The sequence below is a fragment of the Paraburkholderia sp. Cpub6 genome (genome assembly GCF_014201065.1).
GTDB classification, from domain to species: domain Bacteria; phylum Pseudomonadota; class Gammaproteobacteria; order Burkholderiales; family Burkholderiaceae; genus Paraburkholderia; species Paraburkholderia tuberum.
This window is the reverse complement of sequence record NZ_JACHDM010000021.1, coordinates 67,751-82,393: the sequence shown is the minus strand read 5'-3', so window position 1 is coordinate 82,393 and position 14,643 is coordinate 67,751. Positions and strand designations below refer to the sequence as shown.

11 protein-coding genes are annotated in these 14,643 nt (G+C 57.5%); 1 reads left to right on the top strand and 10 read right to left on the bottom strand.

Going from position 1 to position 14,643, the window contains the following annotated elements:
• Positions 1 to 31 precede the first annotated feature (31 nt).
• Together HDG33_RS27615 and HDG33_RS27610 are read right to left on the bottom strand one after the other, a co-directional pair.
• Positions 32 to 1,192 (bottom strand): DegT/DnrJ/EryC1/StrS aminotransferase family protein, encoded by a 1,161-nt coding sequence (locus HDG33_RS27615; protein WP_184036609.1) that lies wholly within the window; start codon positions 1,190 to 1,192, stop codon positions 32 to 34.
• The gene (locus HDG33_RS27610; RefSeq protein ID WP_184036606.1) at positions 1,189 to 1,710 is read right to left on the bottom strand and encodes a hypothetical protein; all 522 of its coding nucleotides are present in this window, start codon (positions 1,708 to 1,710) and stop codon (positions 1,189 to 1,191) included. Before HDG33_RS27610 ends, HDG33_RS27615 begins: the two co-directional genes overlap by 4 nt.
• Before the next feature lie 397 nt (positions 1,711 to 2,107).
• On the opposite strand from HDG33_RS27610, the gene HDG33_RS27605 reads away from it, so the two are divergent.
• Entirely contained in the window at positions 2,108 to 3,058 is a 951-nt protein-coding gene (locus HDG33_RS27605) for a GDP-L-fucose synthase (RefSeq protein WP_184036603.1), read from the top strand.
• Between the two features lie 170 nt (positions 3,059 to 3,228).
• Here the strand turns inward: HDG33_RS27605 and HDG33_RS27600 are convergent, their stop codons facing one another.
• The 8 genes from HDG33_RS27600 to HDG33_RS27565 form a co-directional block, all read right to left on the bottom strand.
• Positions 3,229 to 4,278, bottom strand: coding sequence for an IS630 family transposase (locus HDG33_RS27600; protein WP_184036601.1), 1,050 nt, complete (start codon positions 4,276 to 4,278; stop codon positions 3,229 to 3,231).
• A gap of 47 nt (positions 4,279 to 4,325) precedes the next feature.
• Positions 4,326 to 5,492 carry a glycosyltransferase gene (locus HDG33_RS27595; protein ID WP_184036598.1) on the bottom strand — a complete coding sequence of 389 codons (1,167 nt, stop codon included), beginning with the start codon at positions 5,490 to 5,492 and terminating at the stop codon, positions 4,326 to 4,328.
• Positions 5,477 to 6,859 carry a hypothetical protein gene (locus tag HDG33_RS27590; RefSeq protein ID WP_184036595.1) on the bottom strand — a complete coding sequence of 461 codons (1,383 nt, stop codon included), beginning with the start codon at positions 6,857 to 6,859 and terminating at the stop codon, positions 5,477 to 5,479. Before HDG33_RS27590 ends, HDG33_RS27595 begins: the two co-directional genes overlap by 16 nt.
• A gap of 45 nt (positions 6,860 to 6,904) precedes the next feature.
• Positions 6,905 to 8,023, bottom strand: coding sequence for a GDP-mannose 4,6-dehydratase (gmd, locus tag HDG33_RS27585; protein ID WP_184036592.1), 1,119 nt, complete (start codon positions 8,021 to 8,023; stop codon positions 6,905 to 6,907).
• 55 nt (positions 8,024 to 8,078) lie between these two features.
• Entirely contained in the window at positions 8,079 to 10,325 is a 2,247-nt protein-coding gene (locus HDG33_RS27580) for a polysaccharide biosynthesis tyrosine autokinase (RefSeq protein WP_184036589.1), read from the bottom strand.
• Positions 10,326 to 10,636: 311 nt separating this feature from the next.
• Positions 10,637 to 10,879 carry a DUF6429 family protein gene (locus HDG33_RS27575; RefSeq protein WP_184036723.1) on the bottom strand — a complete coding sequence of 81 codons (243 nt, stop codon included), beginning with the start codon at positions 10,877 to 10,879 and terminating at the stop codon, positions 10,637 to 10,639.
• A gap of 144 nt (positions 10,880 to 11,023) precedes the next feature.
• Positions 11,024 to 13,021 carry a hypothetical protein gene (locus HDG33_RS27570; RefSeq protein WP_184036586.1) on the bottom strand — a complete coding sequence of 666 codons (1,998 nt, stop codon included), beginning with the start codon at positions 13,019 to 13,021 and terminating at the stop codon, positions 11,024 to 11,026.
• Between the two features lie 99 nt (positions 13,022 to 13,120).
• Positions 13,121 to 14,548 (bottom strand): lipopolysaccharide biosynthesis protein, encoded by a 1,428-nt coding sequence (locus HDG33_RS27565; protein WP_184036583.1) that lies wholly within the window; start codon positions 14,546 to 14,548, stop codon positions 13,121 to 13,123.
• Between the last annotated feature and the right edge of the window lie 95 nt (positions 14,549 to 14,643).

Genomic DNA, 14,643 nt, shown 5'->3' with positions numbered 1-14,643 from the left:
ACGGGCCATATTTGCTGCGGCGAGCAGTCGGTCAGCACCGCGCTGAACTTGACCTGCTGTTGCGGAAACTTCGCGAAAAGGCGGTGGCCAGCATGTCGCGCACCACGCCCACCGTGTAGTCCTGCTGTGCTTCGGTAAGCGCGAGACCACTCGGCAGATACAATCCCCTGCGACTCATGCGTTCGGCAATCGGGAAATTCTCTCCCTGGAACATCCCTTGCTTGAGAAAAACCGGCTGTTCGTGCATCGGCCAGAAGAACGGCCGCGCGCTGACACCTGCCTCCGCCAGCATGGACCGGAGCTCGTCGGCATCAAAGGGCAAGCTGTCGTCCAATACCATACCGAAGACCCAATAGATATTCTCGGCATATGGCAATGCCACCGGCGCGAGCCCGATTCCCGGCACTCCCCGCAATAGGCTTTCGTAGCGGCGGCCCAACTCGCGCTTTCGCGCGACATGCGCATCTAGCTTCTCGAATTGCGCTAGCCCGACAGCCGCCTGGAGGTTGCTCATCCGATAATTCCAGCCAAGCTCTTCGTGGACGAATCGCCTCTCAGGCTTGAAACACAGGTTTCGCAAACTTCTCGCGCGCGTAGCCAGCTCGTCGTCGTCGCAGACGATCATGCCCCCTTCCCCCGTCGTGATGTGCTTGTTGGCGTAGAAGCTGAAGCACGATATATCGCCGAAACTGCCGCACTTCGCTTCGGCATAGGTTTGTCCGATTGCCTGCGCAGCATCTTCGATCACAACGAGGCCGTATTTCCTTGCGATATCCAGCAACGGAGCCATGTCCACCGGCAGACCGAAAGTGTGCACGGCCATGATCGCCCGTGTCCGGCTCGTGATAGCGCTTTCGATCTTCGTCACGTCCATGTTCCACGTATCCGGACTTGAGTCGACCAGTCTCAAGCGGGCACCGGTGCGAACAATGGCCGATGCGCACGATATGATCGTGTGCGTGGGGATGATAACTTCGTCGTCGGGACCGAGCCGCAGAGCCACCGCCGCCACGTCCAACGCAGCGCTGCCGTTCGCGACGGCAATCGCGTGTCTGCGGCCGACGTAACCCGCCATCGCACGTTCGAAACGCTCGACGAACGCCCCGTCCGAAGAAATCCACCCGCTTTCAATGCATTCGTTCAGATAGACGCGCTCTTTTCCGTCGAGCAGGGGTTCGTTGACCGGAATCATCGCGCGCCGTCCTTAACTTCAAGCTCGACGCCTGGGCCGTTGCTCGCTTCACTGCATCGGCTCAGGTGTGCGGACGCGAAGCGCAATTTTTCCTGCTCCCCCATATAGGGACCCTGTTTGACTTCGAAGAAAGACGCGTCCTCAAGCATCTCGAAGCCGTGACCGCCCGACGCCAGCAAGATGACATCGCCCGCGTACAGTACACGGCTCGACAGGTAGTCCTTATCGGGCGTATAGAACTTCACCAGGACACGGCCACGCTTGACGAAGAGCACCTCTTGCGTCCATTCGATCTGCCGCACCAACTTGCAGTGAAGATGCGCGTCGATCACTTTTCCGGCGGGATGTTCCATGTACGCGAGTTGCTGAGGAAACTCCTTCGGAGTAAAGAAACTCACACCACTTCTCGAGAACGAATCCCGGATGATCATGGCGAGCGTTTCACCTTCGAACGAGACTACTTCGAAATTCGAGTCATGAACGACCTCTGCGTTTCCCGTTATCGATAGAGCTTCCATTTTTGTTCCTCGAAGAAAGCCGGTAGTATCCCGACACACCGAACCTTCCGGGAGCAAGGCCGCTTACGACATAAATTGGCCCACGGAGGTCCTTCATGCGTCCCCCCCGAAGCTTAGGATCGGTTCGGCGGCCACACGGTCAAATGGCCGAATACGGAATGAAGTTGGCTGACCGGGGTATTACGTTGCAGCGTCACCTCGCGCATCTTTATATCCTCGGCAGCGACCGCGGAGAGGTACACGGACCGCGCCAATATATTGGCACCGTCCGCCATGACCTTGAATGGTCCATATGCGTTGCTAAGCTGATGAAACCGCACGTCGTAGCCCTTTGAATCAAGTGGCGGGGCAACTCACGTTCCGACCGACGTGTCTCTCTCGACTATTGGCCATTCACATGAACAGAAACTCTCGCATCTATGTCGCCGGACATAAGGGAATGGTCGGCTCGGCTCTCCTTCGGCGCCTTGCCAGTTCCGGATATGATCACGTGATCACGGCCTCGAGACAGTCGCTCGACTTGCTGGATCAGCGCGCCGTGATGGATTTTTTCGCTCGGGAGCATATAGACGTCGTCCTCCTGGCCGCAGCCAAAGTCGGCGGAATTCATGCCAATTCGACTCAGCCGGCTTCGTTTCTCTACGAGAACCTCGTCATCGAAACCAATGTGATTCATGCAGCATTCAAGAGTCACACGCAGAAGCTCGTCTTCTTCGGCTCATCGTGCATCTATCCAAAGCTTTGCCCTCAGCCCATAAAAGAGGATTACCTGCTCACGAGCGCTCTCGAACAAACCAACGAAGCCTATGCCATCTCAAAGATCGCGGGTCACAAGCTTTGTGAAGCGTATAACAAGCAATACGGAACGCGCTTCATATCGGTGATGCCCACGAATCTCTATGGCCCCAACGACAACTATGATCTTCAAGGCAGCCATGTGCTGGCCGCGCTCATCCGCAAGGCGCACGAGGCAAAGCTGAACGGACTCGAATCGCTCCCGGTATGGGGCTCCGGATTGCCGAGACGGGAATTCCTTCATGTAGACGATCTGGCGGCCGCGGTTCTCGTCCTGCTGAGCAACGACCTGGTCGAGGGCATGTTTAATGTCGGATATGGAAAGGACATAGCGATTGCGGACCTCGCACGACTGATCTGCGATGTCGTCGGTTTTTCTGGATCGCTGAGATTCGACTCGTCGAAGCCCGATGGGACGCCGCGAAAGTTGCTCGACGTATCGAAGCTCGCCGCTCTGGGTTGGGCGCCCACGATTACGCTCAGAGAGGGCATCGCCTCAACCTACGCCGACTTCGAGAATGACGTGCAGCGTACCGGGCTCGCCAGCGCCTGACGAATTCACGCGGCGTCCGCGATCCTGCGCCACGGATTGAAGTTCCGCCCCTGGTATCCAGGGTACCCGTCTGCCGACTGCGGTTCCTGTACCTCAATGCCAGCAAATCATGTCACTTTCAAGGCCACGACAGGTCATTCCGGTTAGAGCGGCTTGATCAAAGCGTCGGCCTAGTCCGTTGAACCGGATGAATTGCACCGGATTCGCCGCGATAAATCGGAGTACTTCCACTTCAATGGGCGCGCCTGCCTGTTGTATTGACAGATATAACGCATGAGCTTTTTGTTGAGATCCTTGGTGCTGGTGACTACGCCACGCGCAATGTCGTCGCGCTGGATGCGTGCAAACCAGTTCTCGACCTGATTCAGCCATGACGAATACGTCGGGGTGTAATGTATCGACACTTTCGGATGGTCAACCAGAAATGTTTGAACGGCGTTGGTTTTGTGGCTGCTCACGTTGTCGCAGATCACGTGAATCTCCTTTCCGCGCGGCTGTGCCCATACCACCTCCGTGAGGAACGCAACAAACTGGGCACTGGTATGGCGTGGCGCGGTTTTGCCCAGCACTTCACCGGTGGCAACATTCAATGCGGCGAACAGGCTCAGGGTACCGTTGCGTTTGTATTTAAAGCCATGGCTCTCGGCGCGTCCAGGCGAGAGCGGCAACATCAGGTCCTTGCGATCCAGCGCCTGGATGGCTGTCTTCCCGTCCACGCAGAACACCACCGCATGCAACGGCGGATTGAGGTACAGCCCGATCACGTCGGCTACCTTCGCCTCAAAGTCGGGATCGTTGGGCACCATGTGGGTATCGAGGCGATGTGGCCGAATGTCGTGCTTGCGCCAGATACGCTGCACCGTCATGAAGGCCATGCCCAACTGTGCCGCCAGTTTGCGGCTGCTCCAGTGTGTCGAGCCGTCGGCCGGCTTACGTCGCAGTGTGTAGTCGACCACTCTCGCTTCAAGAACCGCCAGGTCAGGTCGCGGTGCCCGGCCTGGATGTCTGCCGTACAACCCAGCCAAACGCTCACTGGTGAAACGCATTTGCCACGTTGTAATGAAACGCGAATCGCAACGCAATTCCGCCATGATCGCCGCACGCGAGGCTCCTTCGTCGAGCAGCAAGATCAACCGCGCACGCCTCACCTGGCCAACGGCCATCGTGCGGCTGCGCTGCATCGACATCAGCTCTTCGCGCTCGGTTTCACTCAGATTCATTTTTCCCACGCACTATTAGCTCAGTGCAATTTCATTGGTTCAATGGACTAGTCCTTGATTCGACTGCTCAAAGCCCTGGATATCGACCTTTCTAGCGCGTCTCGCGTCAGAAGTTGAGCGGCTGCTTTCATTGCCCGCTCGATGCTCATGCGTTTTCGGCGATACGTCTGCTCTGCGTTTGCCAACGCATCGGCGATGGACCTTGCATCCGCGGAAACAAAGCATATGGCGTCGTGGATCTCCTTCATGCTCATCGGGGGAAGTTCGGTGGAAATGACCAATCTTCCCGACGCGACATATTCGACAACCTTGAAAGGAAAGACCCCGTTACCCATTTTCTCTATCGAAACATGCGGGTTCACCAGCACGTCACAGTCGGAAATCAATTTGAACAAGACTTTTTCGTCCACCCGACCGTGGAAGTGCACCGGGTAATCCTCGGCGGACAGCCTTACGAACTCGCGTGCCAGCGGACCCGTTCCGCAGACGTGAAACATGAGGCGTCCGCCGGACTTCCGGATCAGGTCGAGAACCACGTCAGCACCCTTCTCGACGCTCAGCCCACCGAAATAGCCAACCATCGTTCTAGCATCTGCCGTTCGCGAGAATGGACGCCGCTGTCCACAAGCTTCAATGAGATCGTCCGACACCACGCCCGGACACAGCACCACGGGACAACCGCTGCGTTGATGTTCGCGTGTCGATAAGTGATCGTTAACCGCAAGACATAACGATGGAGCGGGTAACACGTATCGCCATGCGATGAAGTCGAGCAACGGCTTCGGATGCCAGCGGCGACGAGAAAGCAGCCAATCTTCGAACTGGAGGATCAGACGCGCACCGAACCGGTGCGTCAGCACGCGAGCGAGCATGGACTCGAACGCGTAAGCGTTATAGATCCATACGGCTTCGGGCTTGCCGACCTTCGCTATCTCATCGCTCAGCGCCAAGACTTCGAAGAGGTTCAGCAGCTTGCCGATGGGCCTTACAGGGTAGCAGCGAAGCGAAATCTCCCGAATGCGTTGCGTGCCGATGACGGAATCCCGACATTTTCTACGTGACCATCCTGCCTCTATGTGGCCCGTATTGATCAAAAGAACATCCTTGGAAAGTTGCGATGCCAACGCCAGAAAAAACTCCACCTTGCGTGCGGCGCCCAGATTCACATTCGCCCCACGATTAGAGGCGCTGTAAGGCGCTATGAAAACAAGCATTTCTGCTGCTCCACGTCAGCGACTCCTGCTTCAGTGCCACGCAAGTCAACGCCACGTGATCGACGCGTGGACAAATACGCGCCGAGAGAGCACCCGTAGATGTCCCCAAAGCAGAGCATCAGAGTCGTCACCAGTGGATACTGCTCGAATAGGTTGATGTCCATGCAGGCTGCAATCGTGATCCCAACGAACACCACATATCGAACTGACTGACGCCTCGAATGACGCGGACGGATGCGCCAGAAAAACGCCGTCGCACCCGTCGCGAAAATTAGCATACCCACAATTCCGATTTGAAACTGCATCGTCACGAAGGCGTTATCGATGAGCAGATTGAACCGGTATTGCTCAGGGTCGACGCCCGCACGCTGGAGGAGCATGACGGCTGTGTTCGTGCCTACGCCGAGGCCCCGCCCCAAAAAGAGTTCTCCCGGAGTTGCCTCTGACAACTGCTCCGCTATCTTCCCCAGGTTGGATAAACGACCGCCTTCCTCGAGTTGATCAGTCAGCACATCACCGCGGCCGACCGCTTCCACCATGTGAGAATAGCCAACGATTGCGAGCCAAAAAGCAATCGGTAGCGCAGTCACCACCAGCAGCATCCGATCATTACGGCTCAGCCGTCCCCCAAGCGTTTCCCAAACCACTACGCCGACGATGGACGCGATACTGAGCATAGCGAATCGCGTTCCCGAAGAGACGGCAATCGCGACGGCGAGGGAGAGCAATATAAGCCGATACAACAGCCGGGCGCGGTCCAGAACGAGCACCATGCTTGCAAGCGAAATCGCATACATGCCTGCTAGCGCCGCGTTACTGAACAGGCCCGTGTACCGATCCTGCATAAATAGAACTTGCTGTATTTGTCCGAGTTGTATCCATTGTCGCAGGACAACGTAAAAGTCCAATGCGGCAAGCGCGAGCAATGCGAGGACGAGGGCCGTTTGTCCCTGCTTCTCGGCCGGCAGCAAACTCGCGAACAAAAACAGGCCGAATGACGCATGAACCAGCAGAACCCAGCGCAATCCCGCGGGTAGGAAGAACAATGGCGTCCAACCTGCGATGAACGGCACGAGTCCCACCGATACGATGCAAAGAATCCACGTGAAGAACATCAGAATAAACGTACGCATTCCCCCCCGAAAGCGATTCAAACCGAGCGCAAGAGGCCACCCGACTCCGATCAAGGCGATGCTCGCGTCCTTCACGTACTTGACAGCACCTGCGTCATCCATGGCGGCCGAATTTAAGTTCCAGACGTTGATTGCTCCGGTGCCGAGCGCGCCAAGCGCCTGATCCGCGTATTGCGCCACGCCTGCCGCGAAGAGCGTAAAGACAGTGAGTGAAAATACGAAACGCGGCGACATTCCACACGCTCCTGAGTTACATGCCGACTCGGCCAAACTTCGTCCTTACTCGTGATGCTCCAACGCCCTGTAGCCAGCCAGCGTGATCAGCGCATCCCGCTTGGCGATCTGATAGTCGGACAACACCATTTCCCTGACAAGAGCGCCGAACGTCACGGTCGGTGCCCATCCGAGCTTCGCGTGGGCTTTCGACGGATCGCCGAGCAAGGTCTCGACCTCTGTCGGTCGAAAATAGCGAGGATCCACTCGCACGATGACCGTCCCGGGCGCGACCCGGCATTCCCGGCCGCTCACACTTTCGACGATCCCGACTTCATCGACTCCGCTTCCGTCAAACCGAAGCTTGATGCCGAGTTCGCACGCCGCCTGCTGAACGAATTCGCGCACGCTGTATTGCACGCCAGATGCAATGACAAAGTCTTCCGGCTCGTCCTGTTGCAACATGAGCCATTGCATCTGGACGTAATCGCGCGCGTGTCCCCAATCGCGTTTCGCCGACAAATTGCCAAGGTAAAGGCAATTCTGCGAACCGATTGCAATACGTGCGATGGCGCGCGTAATTTTGCGCGTAACGAACGTCTCGCCCCGAACGGGTGATTCGTGATTGAACAGAATGCCGTTGCAAGCGTATATGCCATACGCCTCGCGATAGTTGACCGTGATCCAGTACGCGTACATCTTCGCTACCGCATACGGACTGCGCGGATAAAAGGGCGTGCCCTCCCGTTGCGGCACTTCCTGCACGAGCCCGAACAACTCCGATGTCGACGCCTGATAGAACCGGGCCGTCTTCTCGAAGCCCAGAATTCGCACGGCTTCTAGCATGCGCAGCGCACCCAGGCCGTCCGCGTTCGCCGTGTACTCAGGCTCTTCAAACGAAACCGCAACATGGCTTTGCGCGGCGAGGTTATAGATCTCATCCGGTTGCACCCGCTGAATAATTCGCAAGATGCTCGACGAGTCGGTCAGGTCGCCATGGTGAAGATGAAAGCGGCGCTGCGATGCGTGGTCGTCCTCGTATAAATGGTCGATGCGATCCGTGTTGAAGAGCGAGGTGCGCCGCTTGACACCATGCACTTCATATCCTTTGTCGAGCAGGAATTGAGCAAGATAAGAGCCATCCTGGCCTGTGATGCCGGTGACCAGTGCAACCTTGTTCGACATGGTTCCTTCTCCTTGTTTTGATACTGCGCTGTGCGTGATACTTCTTGTGATTCGTTCAGGCTGTCCTGACATTGGACTCGCCGTCGCTTTTGCCGTACCCGTCGTACCTGCCGTAGCCTGAACCGTATCGCGCCTTGTCGAGCGGAACATCGGTAAAGAGAGTTCCTGCCACGTTCACGCCACTACTGCGCAACCGGTTGAGCGCCTCATACAGTTCGTCCACCGGATGCCGACCGTGCCGAACGACCAGCAGCGTTGTACCGGCCTGCCGGCCGATCAGCGTTGCATCGGTGACAGCAAGCACAGGCGGCGTATCGACGACGACAGCGTCATACCGCCGCGATGCAACTTCGAGTATCTCGCTCAGTCTCCGAGTCGTGAGCAAGTCCGCGGCGTTTGGCGTCTCGCCCCCGCGCGGGATCAGGTCGACGCCATTCATGACATCGCGGACGACCACGTCGTCAAACGCCGCACCCTTTAGCAACTCGGTCAAGCCGGGGCCGCCAGCCGGGTTGAAGGATCTGTGTATGTCGCCCATGCGCATGTCGGCATCGATCAGGAGCACCTTTTTCCCGCCTGTCGCCAACACGATTGCAAGATTGGCCGCGACAAACGACTTTCCTACCCCGGCACGGGAACTTGTGATCATCACGACATTGTTCCTGACTTCCGATCCGATCGATTGCAACGCTGTTCGCAAGCTTCGCACGCCTTCGACCGCGACATCCCCTGGCCATACCGCGGCAAGCACATGTATGCCCGGAGCCTTGCGGCGCATTGCCTCCTGCAAACGAATTTGCCGTTCGCTGTGCGGCACGACAGCGCAAACGGGTATTCCAAGGGCTGCCTCGATCTCGGCGCTTCGCTCGATTCCACCAGACAACGCCTTGCGAAGGAACGCGGTGACGATTCCCAGTACAAGCCCAAGCACGGCAGACAACGACAATAGTACCTGCCAGTTAGGCTTGCTCGACTTCTCGGGGGGCACCGCGAGATCGACAATGCGCACGTTGCCTACGTTGCCCGCCTTGACGACACGAAGCTGTTGCGCACTGTTCAGGAGATTCGTATAGAGGTCTGTGTCGACCTGAACGTTGCGCATCAGACGCACTGCGTTTTGCTCCTTATCCGGCAAACTGGCAACACGCTGGCTCAGCGCTTCGCGGTCTTGTTGCAATCGGGCGATCTTCGAGTCCACCGCCGTAAGTAGCGGGTAACCCTCCTTGTAATGCTGCGAGATGTCGTCGCGCTGCTGCAAGAGTCCGCGCAAGGCGGTATCGAGATCGACAACCTGTTGCAGCAACAACCGGCTTTCCACACTCAGATCGACGGTTCCATTGCTATTACGAAAAGCGTTGTACTTATCCTCTGCTTGCTGTAATTCGTCCCGCAGCTTCGGCAATTGATCCTCGAGGAAGAGAAGCGAGTGTTCGGCCTCGGACGTACGCCTTGCAAGATCCTGGGCGAGATACTGCTGAGCAACCGCATTGACGATGTCCGCAGTGCGCACCGGGTCGGGTCCCTCCAGGGCAACACCGATCATGCCGGTTTGCGACTTTCTTTCTGAAATGACCAAAGCATCTTTCAGCGCGAGGATCGTGGCCTCTATCGAACTTGACTTCAGTGTAAATTCCCCGCCTGGAGAAGCGGATAACTTATTGACGAGAAGATGCACCTTGCCGTCGCCGAAAGGCACCACCAGCTCGTGGCCGACTTCTCCTATTCCGAGCGCTTTGCCGTCAGGCGCAATCAACTTGAAGTACGGGACCTGTCTCGCCTTTACGATGAATTCGTGGCCGATTGCAGCATGAGGAACATCGAATTTCGATACTTCGATCGACTCGTCGCTCCAGGCGAACTGCCGCAGTCCAAACAGGGGTTTCATGCTGGCGGATCCGCTGCGGAGTCGCGCGATCCAACGGCCAATAAGTGGGAAGTACCGAGGTTGCGCCGTAGTTTGGAGATTCAGTTGCTGCACCGCCTCGCCGACCACCAGGCGTGAGCGCATGAGTTCCATCTCGGCGTCTGCACTGGCTTTCACCCTCGAATCGAATATCGAGGCAAGCCGGCCCAACGCTTCGGCTTCGGGAGAGCTGGACGCGGGTGTGCCAATCTGTATGAGCGCATCGGCCCGGTACAAGGGCGGATGCATCAGGCCATACAACAATCCCAGCGCGAGAACGCCGAGCGCAATCATGCCGATTAGACGCCAGCTCTCGCCGATTGTGCGAAGGTAGTCCGAGATGGAGATCTCGTCGCCCTGCAGCGGATCATCGCGCGTGATCTGTTTCCTTGAGGCCATGGTTTCTCGGGTGGGGTGCTTTGCGCCCGCCAGCGGGATAACGCCAGGGGCAACCAGTTACGGGAGCGACGACGCGACGCATTGACCGTGCGTCCATTTAGACAGGTACTCTGCCACTACTTCAATGACTGAAATTCGAGAATGCGGAACATTCGCCGCCGCAGTCTATTTTAGATAAGCCTGCTGCTTGCGCCGTGTCGAGACCGAAATCGCCAAGATGTTGTCGGGCACGATAGGACGGTCGTTTAGAATGAAACGATCCACTGGCCAGTAGCGTGCCCCCTAGTGTCGTGAGTTGGAAATTCGTTTCATTAATTGGTTTTGCCGCCAGCGGTGACGAAGTGCTGCTTGAAGAGGCGTTCAGATTCTCGCAGGCCGTCCTCCGTCAGCACCACGGATTTTGCTTTGTTGACCGGATCGGCAATGAGCCCTCGTTCATGCAGTCGGTTGAGCGCATCCCAATCGAAGCTTTTCCAGGCCCGGCTATGGTCATGCAGGGTCAAATAGAGGAGCGCGAGGACAGCATCGTCAATCGCCGCAGTATTGATGTTCATGGCGTTCATCCTGATACCATCAACTGCCATCGCCAGCGTCTGCTGCTTCATCCTGTTCTGCCTTCCTTATTCACTCCGATCTACAACGCTCGGAGTAGCTCTGCGGTGGGCTTGATCAGCTTTGCCCTCGATGCGGGGTCAGTCCTAAGTCTCGAACGGCCGGTTGCCGATCATCACGACGTGGTGTGCGCCATGGACAGTAGCTCGTAGTTCCAGCATGTTCCGCGGACTTACAGCAAAACGCAGGACATCGCTTCCCGACACGAGCGTTCCAACCGGAGCGCTCGTACTATTGCGCGAAAGCTGCAGCAGATAGAGACCGGACGACGCGCTCTCTACGCGGTTCGCATCGCGTGACACCAGCACCATGACTGCATGCCCTTCTTCGTCCTTCGGGCAGGAAATCTCAGTGTCGAAACTGCCGCCATCGAAATGCACGGTGTAGAGGCCCAATCCACCGATCCGATGCCTGGCATCCTCCAATGCGCGAAGCGCTCCACTGCGTATCGTCACATCGTTGGTGAAAGTGGTGGCAGGCAGGGTGTAGCGAGGCTGCGGTTCTTTGAAAACACAGTCCGATGACTGGACGGATCCGACAGGGCCGTCAGATCGAACGACCGAAACGCCGAAAGACTGCTGGATGTTGACACCGGAAACGCAGGAGGAGACGTCGAGTTCTCCTATGAACGCCGGGACGAGGACGCCATGACCAAGGTAAGGATCGTCCCATCCGGCGCCAACGGCACCGGTTCGCTTGCGATGGTCGCGATAGCCGACGCGTTCCATATAAACGCCGTTGAAGACAGCCGATTGGCATGCATCAACCAGCACCGCTGGACGCGGCGAGTAAGCGTGCGTTATTTGCATGAAGACATTGCTATTCGAAGGGCGCGCATAGCGCGCCATGACGCGTATGCAGAATCCGCAAATGCCCCGATAGGGATACGCCCTCGCCGGTGACGCGGCATTAGTCCGCGCGCTGAGTCTGCGCTCGTTGTTGATTGACTTGAAGAACGTGGCATCGAACCATTGATCGATCTTGCGCTCATCGTCGCCATAGACGCGGTCATAGATGTTACGCACGTTGATGATGGTGCACTTGTCCGCGAAGCCGCCTCGTTCGTTGTAGTCGTCGTTGCGATCGACCCATTGCCCTCCGACAAGAACAGGGACGCCCGTGCGCAGCGCCTCGATATTGCTGAACGTGCACTGTTCCAGCACAGCCGCATAGATACCCACCCCGCAGCCGACAAAGTGAAGTCTGTCAAAGATGCAGCCTGCGAGCGTCGCGGACAGGGCGCCAAAAGCCATGAAGCAATCCACGCATGTCAGATTCTCGAGCCCTGCATCCATCGCCGTGTCGAATTGATCGAGCAAGCCGAAAGTGACTGGCTGCGACGCGTCCGCCATGCCGTAGCGATAGTTGCCCTTCACCACGGCGTTATGTCCATATAGTTTGACCCCCGGCCATACGCCTACGCAATAGGGCTGTCGCATGGGAGGCTCAGACGGGAGCCTCCCGCCTTTTCCCTGCTTAACCGTGCCATCGTCGTGACAAGGGATGGCCAGCGTTCCGCGCGCGGCTGCAAGGTAGAACGTGCCGTTATCAAGCACAACGCACTGAGTCCGGCCCGTCGATGCATAGAGCGATCCTGCGAATGCGACGGCGCGATTGATCGCGTCACCGTCATCCGTCGTGCCGTCACCGCATGCACCGAACCATCGGGCATGGATGTCGCCCTCGAATACGCGCTTCCAACGCTTTCCGCTCTTCGAAACCAGCACTGTGCCGCCGTTGTCCCGGCTCAAGACGTCGGTAGGATCGAGCCAATAATATGCAGCATCCAAATCGCGTTCGCCCGCAGCGTGCTGAAAAACGAGCAGTCTCGTAAGCGGTCCGCCGTAGTCACGCAAGCTGGCGTAGCCCTGAATCGGACCTTGCGCAAGCACAAATTCAGCGAGGTGTCGGATTTCGGTGTATGCGAGCGAAGACCTGGTGACTATCACCCTGTCGTCGGGCGACAAGTCGCTCACGGGCCGCATCGAGGTCGAACCGCTCTGCGTGTGCGACGGCTGCAGTCCCGACGCCTGCCGCTGCGCCGCTTGTGCAGATGCGCCAGACAGGCCGAAGCAGGCGGCCATGATTCTCCTCAAGGCTCCACGTCTGTTTTTGAGCGCGTCCCCCGCCAACCGCAACTTTTCCTGGAAGTCGGCCATACGTTCAGAAGGTGGGTGTGAGAGTCACGAAACCGGACCGAGCGACGCGTGCGCAAGAATCTGCTTCCTGAAGAGGCCGATATAGACGCCATAGTCGGCGATGATGCTCGCAATGATGGACGACCAGACCACCCATTCCACTGTGCCGAACTTCAAGAGCAGACACACCTTGAGCGGAATGGATACCGCGCTGAAGATCAATACGGCAAGCAACTGGGGGCGTAATTCGCTCATTCCATTCAGAAAGATGGTGAAAGCGTTTCCCATTGCTTCGACCACCGCCAGCATCCCCGCCGCGCACAGCAATGGGAAAGGTACAGCCAGGTGATTGCCCGTCCAAACCTTCAGAAGCCAGGGGGAAGCTGCCAGAATCAGCGCGCTTGTCAGCACCGCGATGGCGCCCGTGACGCCCATGGACACCTTCAGCGTGTGCCTGATGAACATCTTCTCACCGCGCGAGTGTGCGTCGGCATAGAGACCCCAGAGCGGCCCCGACAGCATGGCCATCCCGACGGTGATCGCCTGGAACAACCGCTGCGCAACGGCCAGTCTCGCCACTTCCTTCGCGCCGAGAATGTTTGAAACGATCAGCGGATCGCATGCGCTGCCGCATATCATGCCAAGTTGAAGAATCAGGAACATGCCGCTCGTCCGCAGTAGCAGCCTCGAGTCTTGCCACCCCGTTCCCAGCCATATGCCGCGATGAACGCGAAAAATCCGCTCCCGGCGAAGACGCCAAACGAGAATCAACGTCGTGCCGACCTGCATGCCATAGGTAGAAAGCACGAGATACGGCAACGGTGCGCGATAGCGGTTGCAGAGATAAAGAAGCGGTAGCGAGAAAAAGTATCCGATCGCAGCAGCGATATGTGGCTCCCATGCTCGCTGAAGACCATAAAAAACCTTTCTCACGCCGCTTAGTGGGATGTTCACGCAAAACAGTGTGATGAAAACCACCGTTGACTCCACCGCTTCTCTTGTGACGTCTGCCGATTCGATCTTGAGCAGCCTTTGGAAGTCCAGCAACCTCACGGCACCAACGAGCACAGCCCCAGCGGCTGCGCCGATCACCACGAGCAGCAGTACGCCGCGAGTCGCAATCGTCTGCAGTTTCTCTTGATCGCCGCTCGTTTTTGCGTCCGCAACCAGGTTGACGAGGCCATTCGCGACGCCAAGGTCAAGCACCGACAACATCACTGCGAGGCTTGATATTGTCATCCAGATGCCAAAGCGCTCTTGCCCGAGATACGGAAGCGTCAAAGAGACCGAGAGCAGCACTACCGCAAAGCCCATCGCGGCACTCACCGCATTGCATGCAGCGGAACGCGCGGCGCGCACATAGCGATCCCTGTCGCGCCCTTCCGAGGCTCCGATACCAAACGGCAAGCGACGAAAACAGAGCCGCAGGATGGAGACCGGTGCGCGCACGAAAAAATTATCTGCAAGCGGCATTGGAGCGTGTGATCCTCTGACGCTGCTCTTCCGCGAATGAGATGTCCTGGAAGGGGCAGCAACGGTTGAGCGTAAAATCGCGCTGACGAACTCAA

Coding starts and splice junctions, on each gene's coding strand:
- HDG33_RS27590 (WP_184036595.1), bottom strand. CDS start 6,859: ATGTCGCCGCGTTTCGTATTTTCACTCACTGTCTTTACGCTCTTCGCG.
- HDG33_RS27580 (WP_184036589.1), bottom strand. CDS start 10,325: ATGGCCTCAAGGAAACAGATCACGCGCGATGATCCGCTGCAGGGCGAC.
- HDG33_RS27570 (WP_184036586.1), bottom strand. CDS start 13,021: ATGGCCGCCTGCTTCGGCCTGTCTGGCGCATCTGCACAAGCGGCGCAG.
- gmd (WP_184036592.1), bottom strand. CDS start 8,023: ATGTCGAACAAGGTTGCACTGGTCACCGGCATCACAGGCCAGGATGGC.
- HDG33_RS27615 (WP_184036609.1), bottom strand. CDS start 1,192: ATGATTCCGGTCAACGAACCCCTGCTCGACGGAAAAGAGCGCGTCTAT.
- HDG33_RS27595 (WP_184036598.1), bottom strand. CDS start 5,492: ATGCTTGTTTTCATAGCGCCTTACAGCGCCTCTAATCGTGGGGCGAAT.
- HDG33_RS27600 (WP_184036601.1), bottom strand. CDS start 4,278: ATGAATCTGAGTGAAACCGAGCGCGAAGAGCTGATGTCGATGCAGCGC.
- HDG33_RS27605 (WP_184036603.1), top strand. CDS start 2,108: ATGAACAGAAACTCTCGCATCTATGTCGCCGGACATAAGGGAATGGTC.
- HDG33_RS27610 (WP_184036606.1), bottom strand. CDS start 1,710: ATGGAAGCTCTATCGATAACGGGAAACGCAGAGGTCGTTCATGACTCG.
- HDG33_RS27575 (WP_184036723.1), bottom strand. CDS start 10,879: ATGAACATCAATACTGCGGCGATTGACGATGCTGTCCTCGCGCTCCTC.
- HDG33_RS27565 (WP_184036583.1), bottom strand. CDS start 14,548: ATGCCGCTTGCAGATAATTTTTTCGTGCGCGCACCGGTCTCCATCCTG.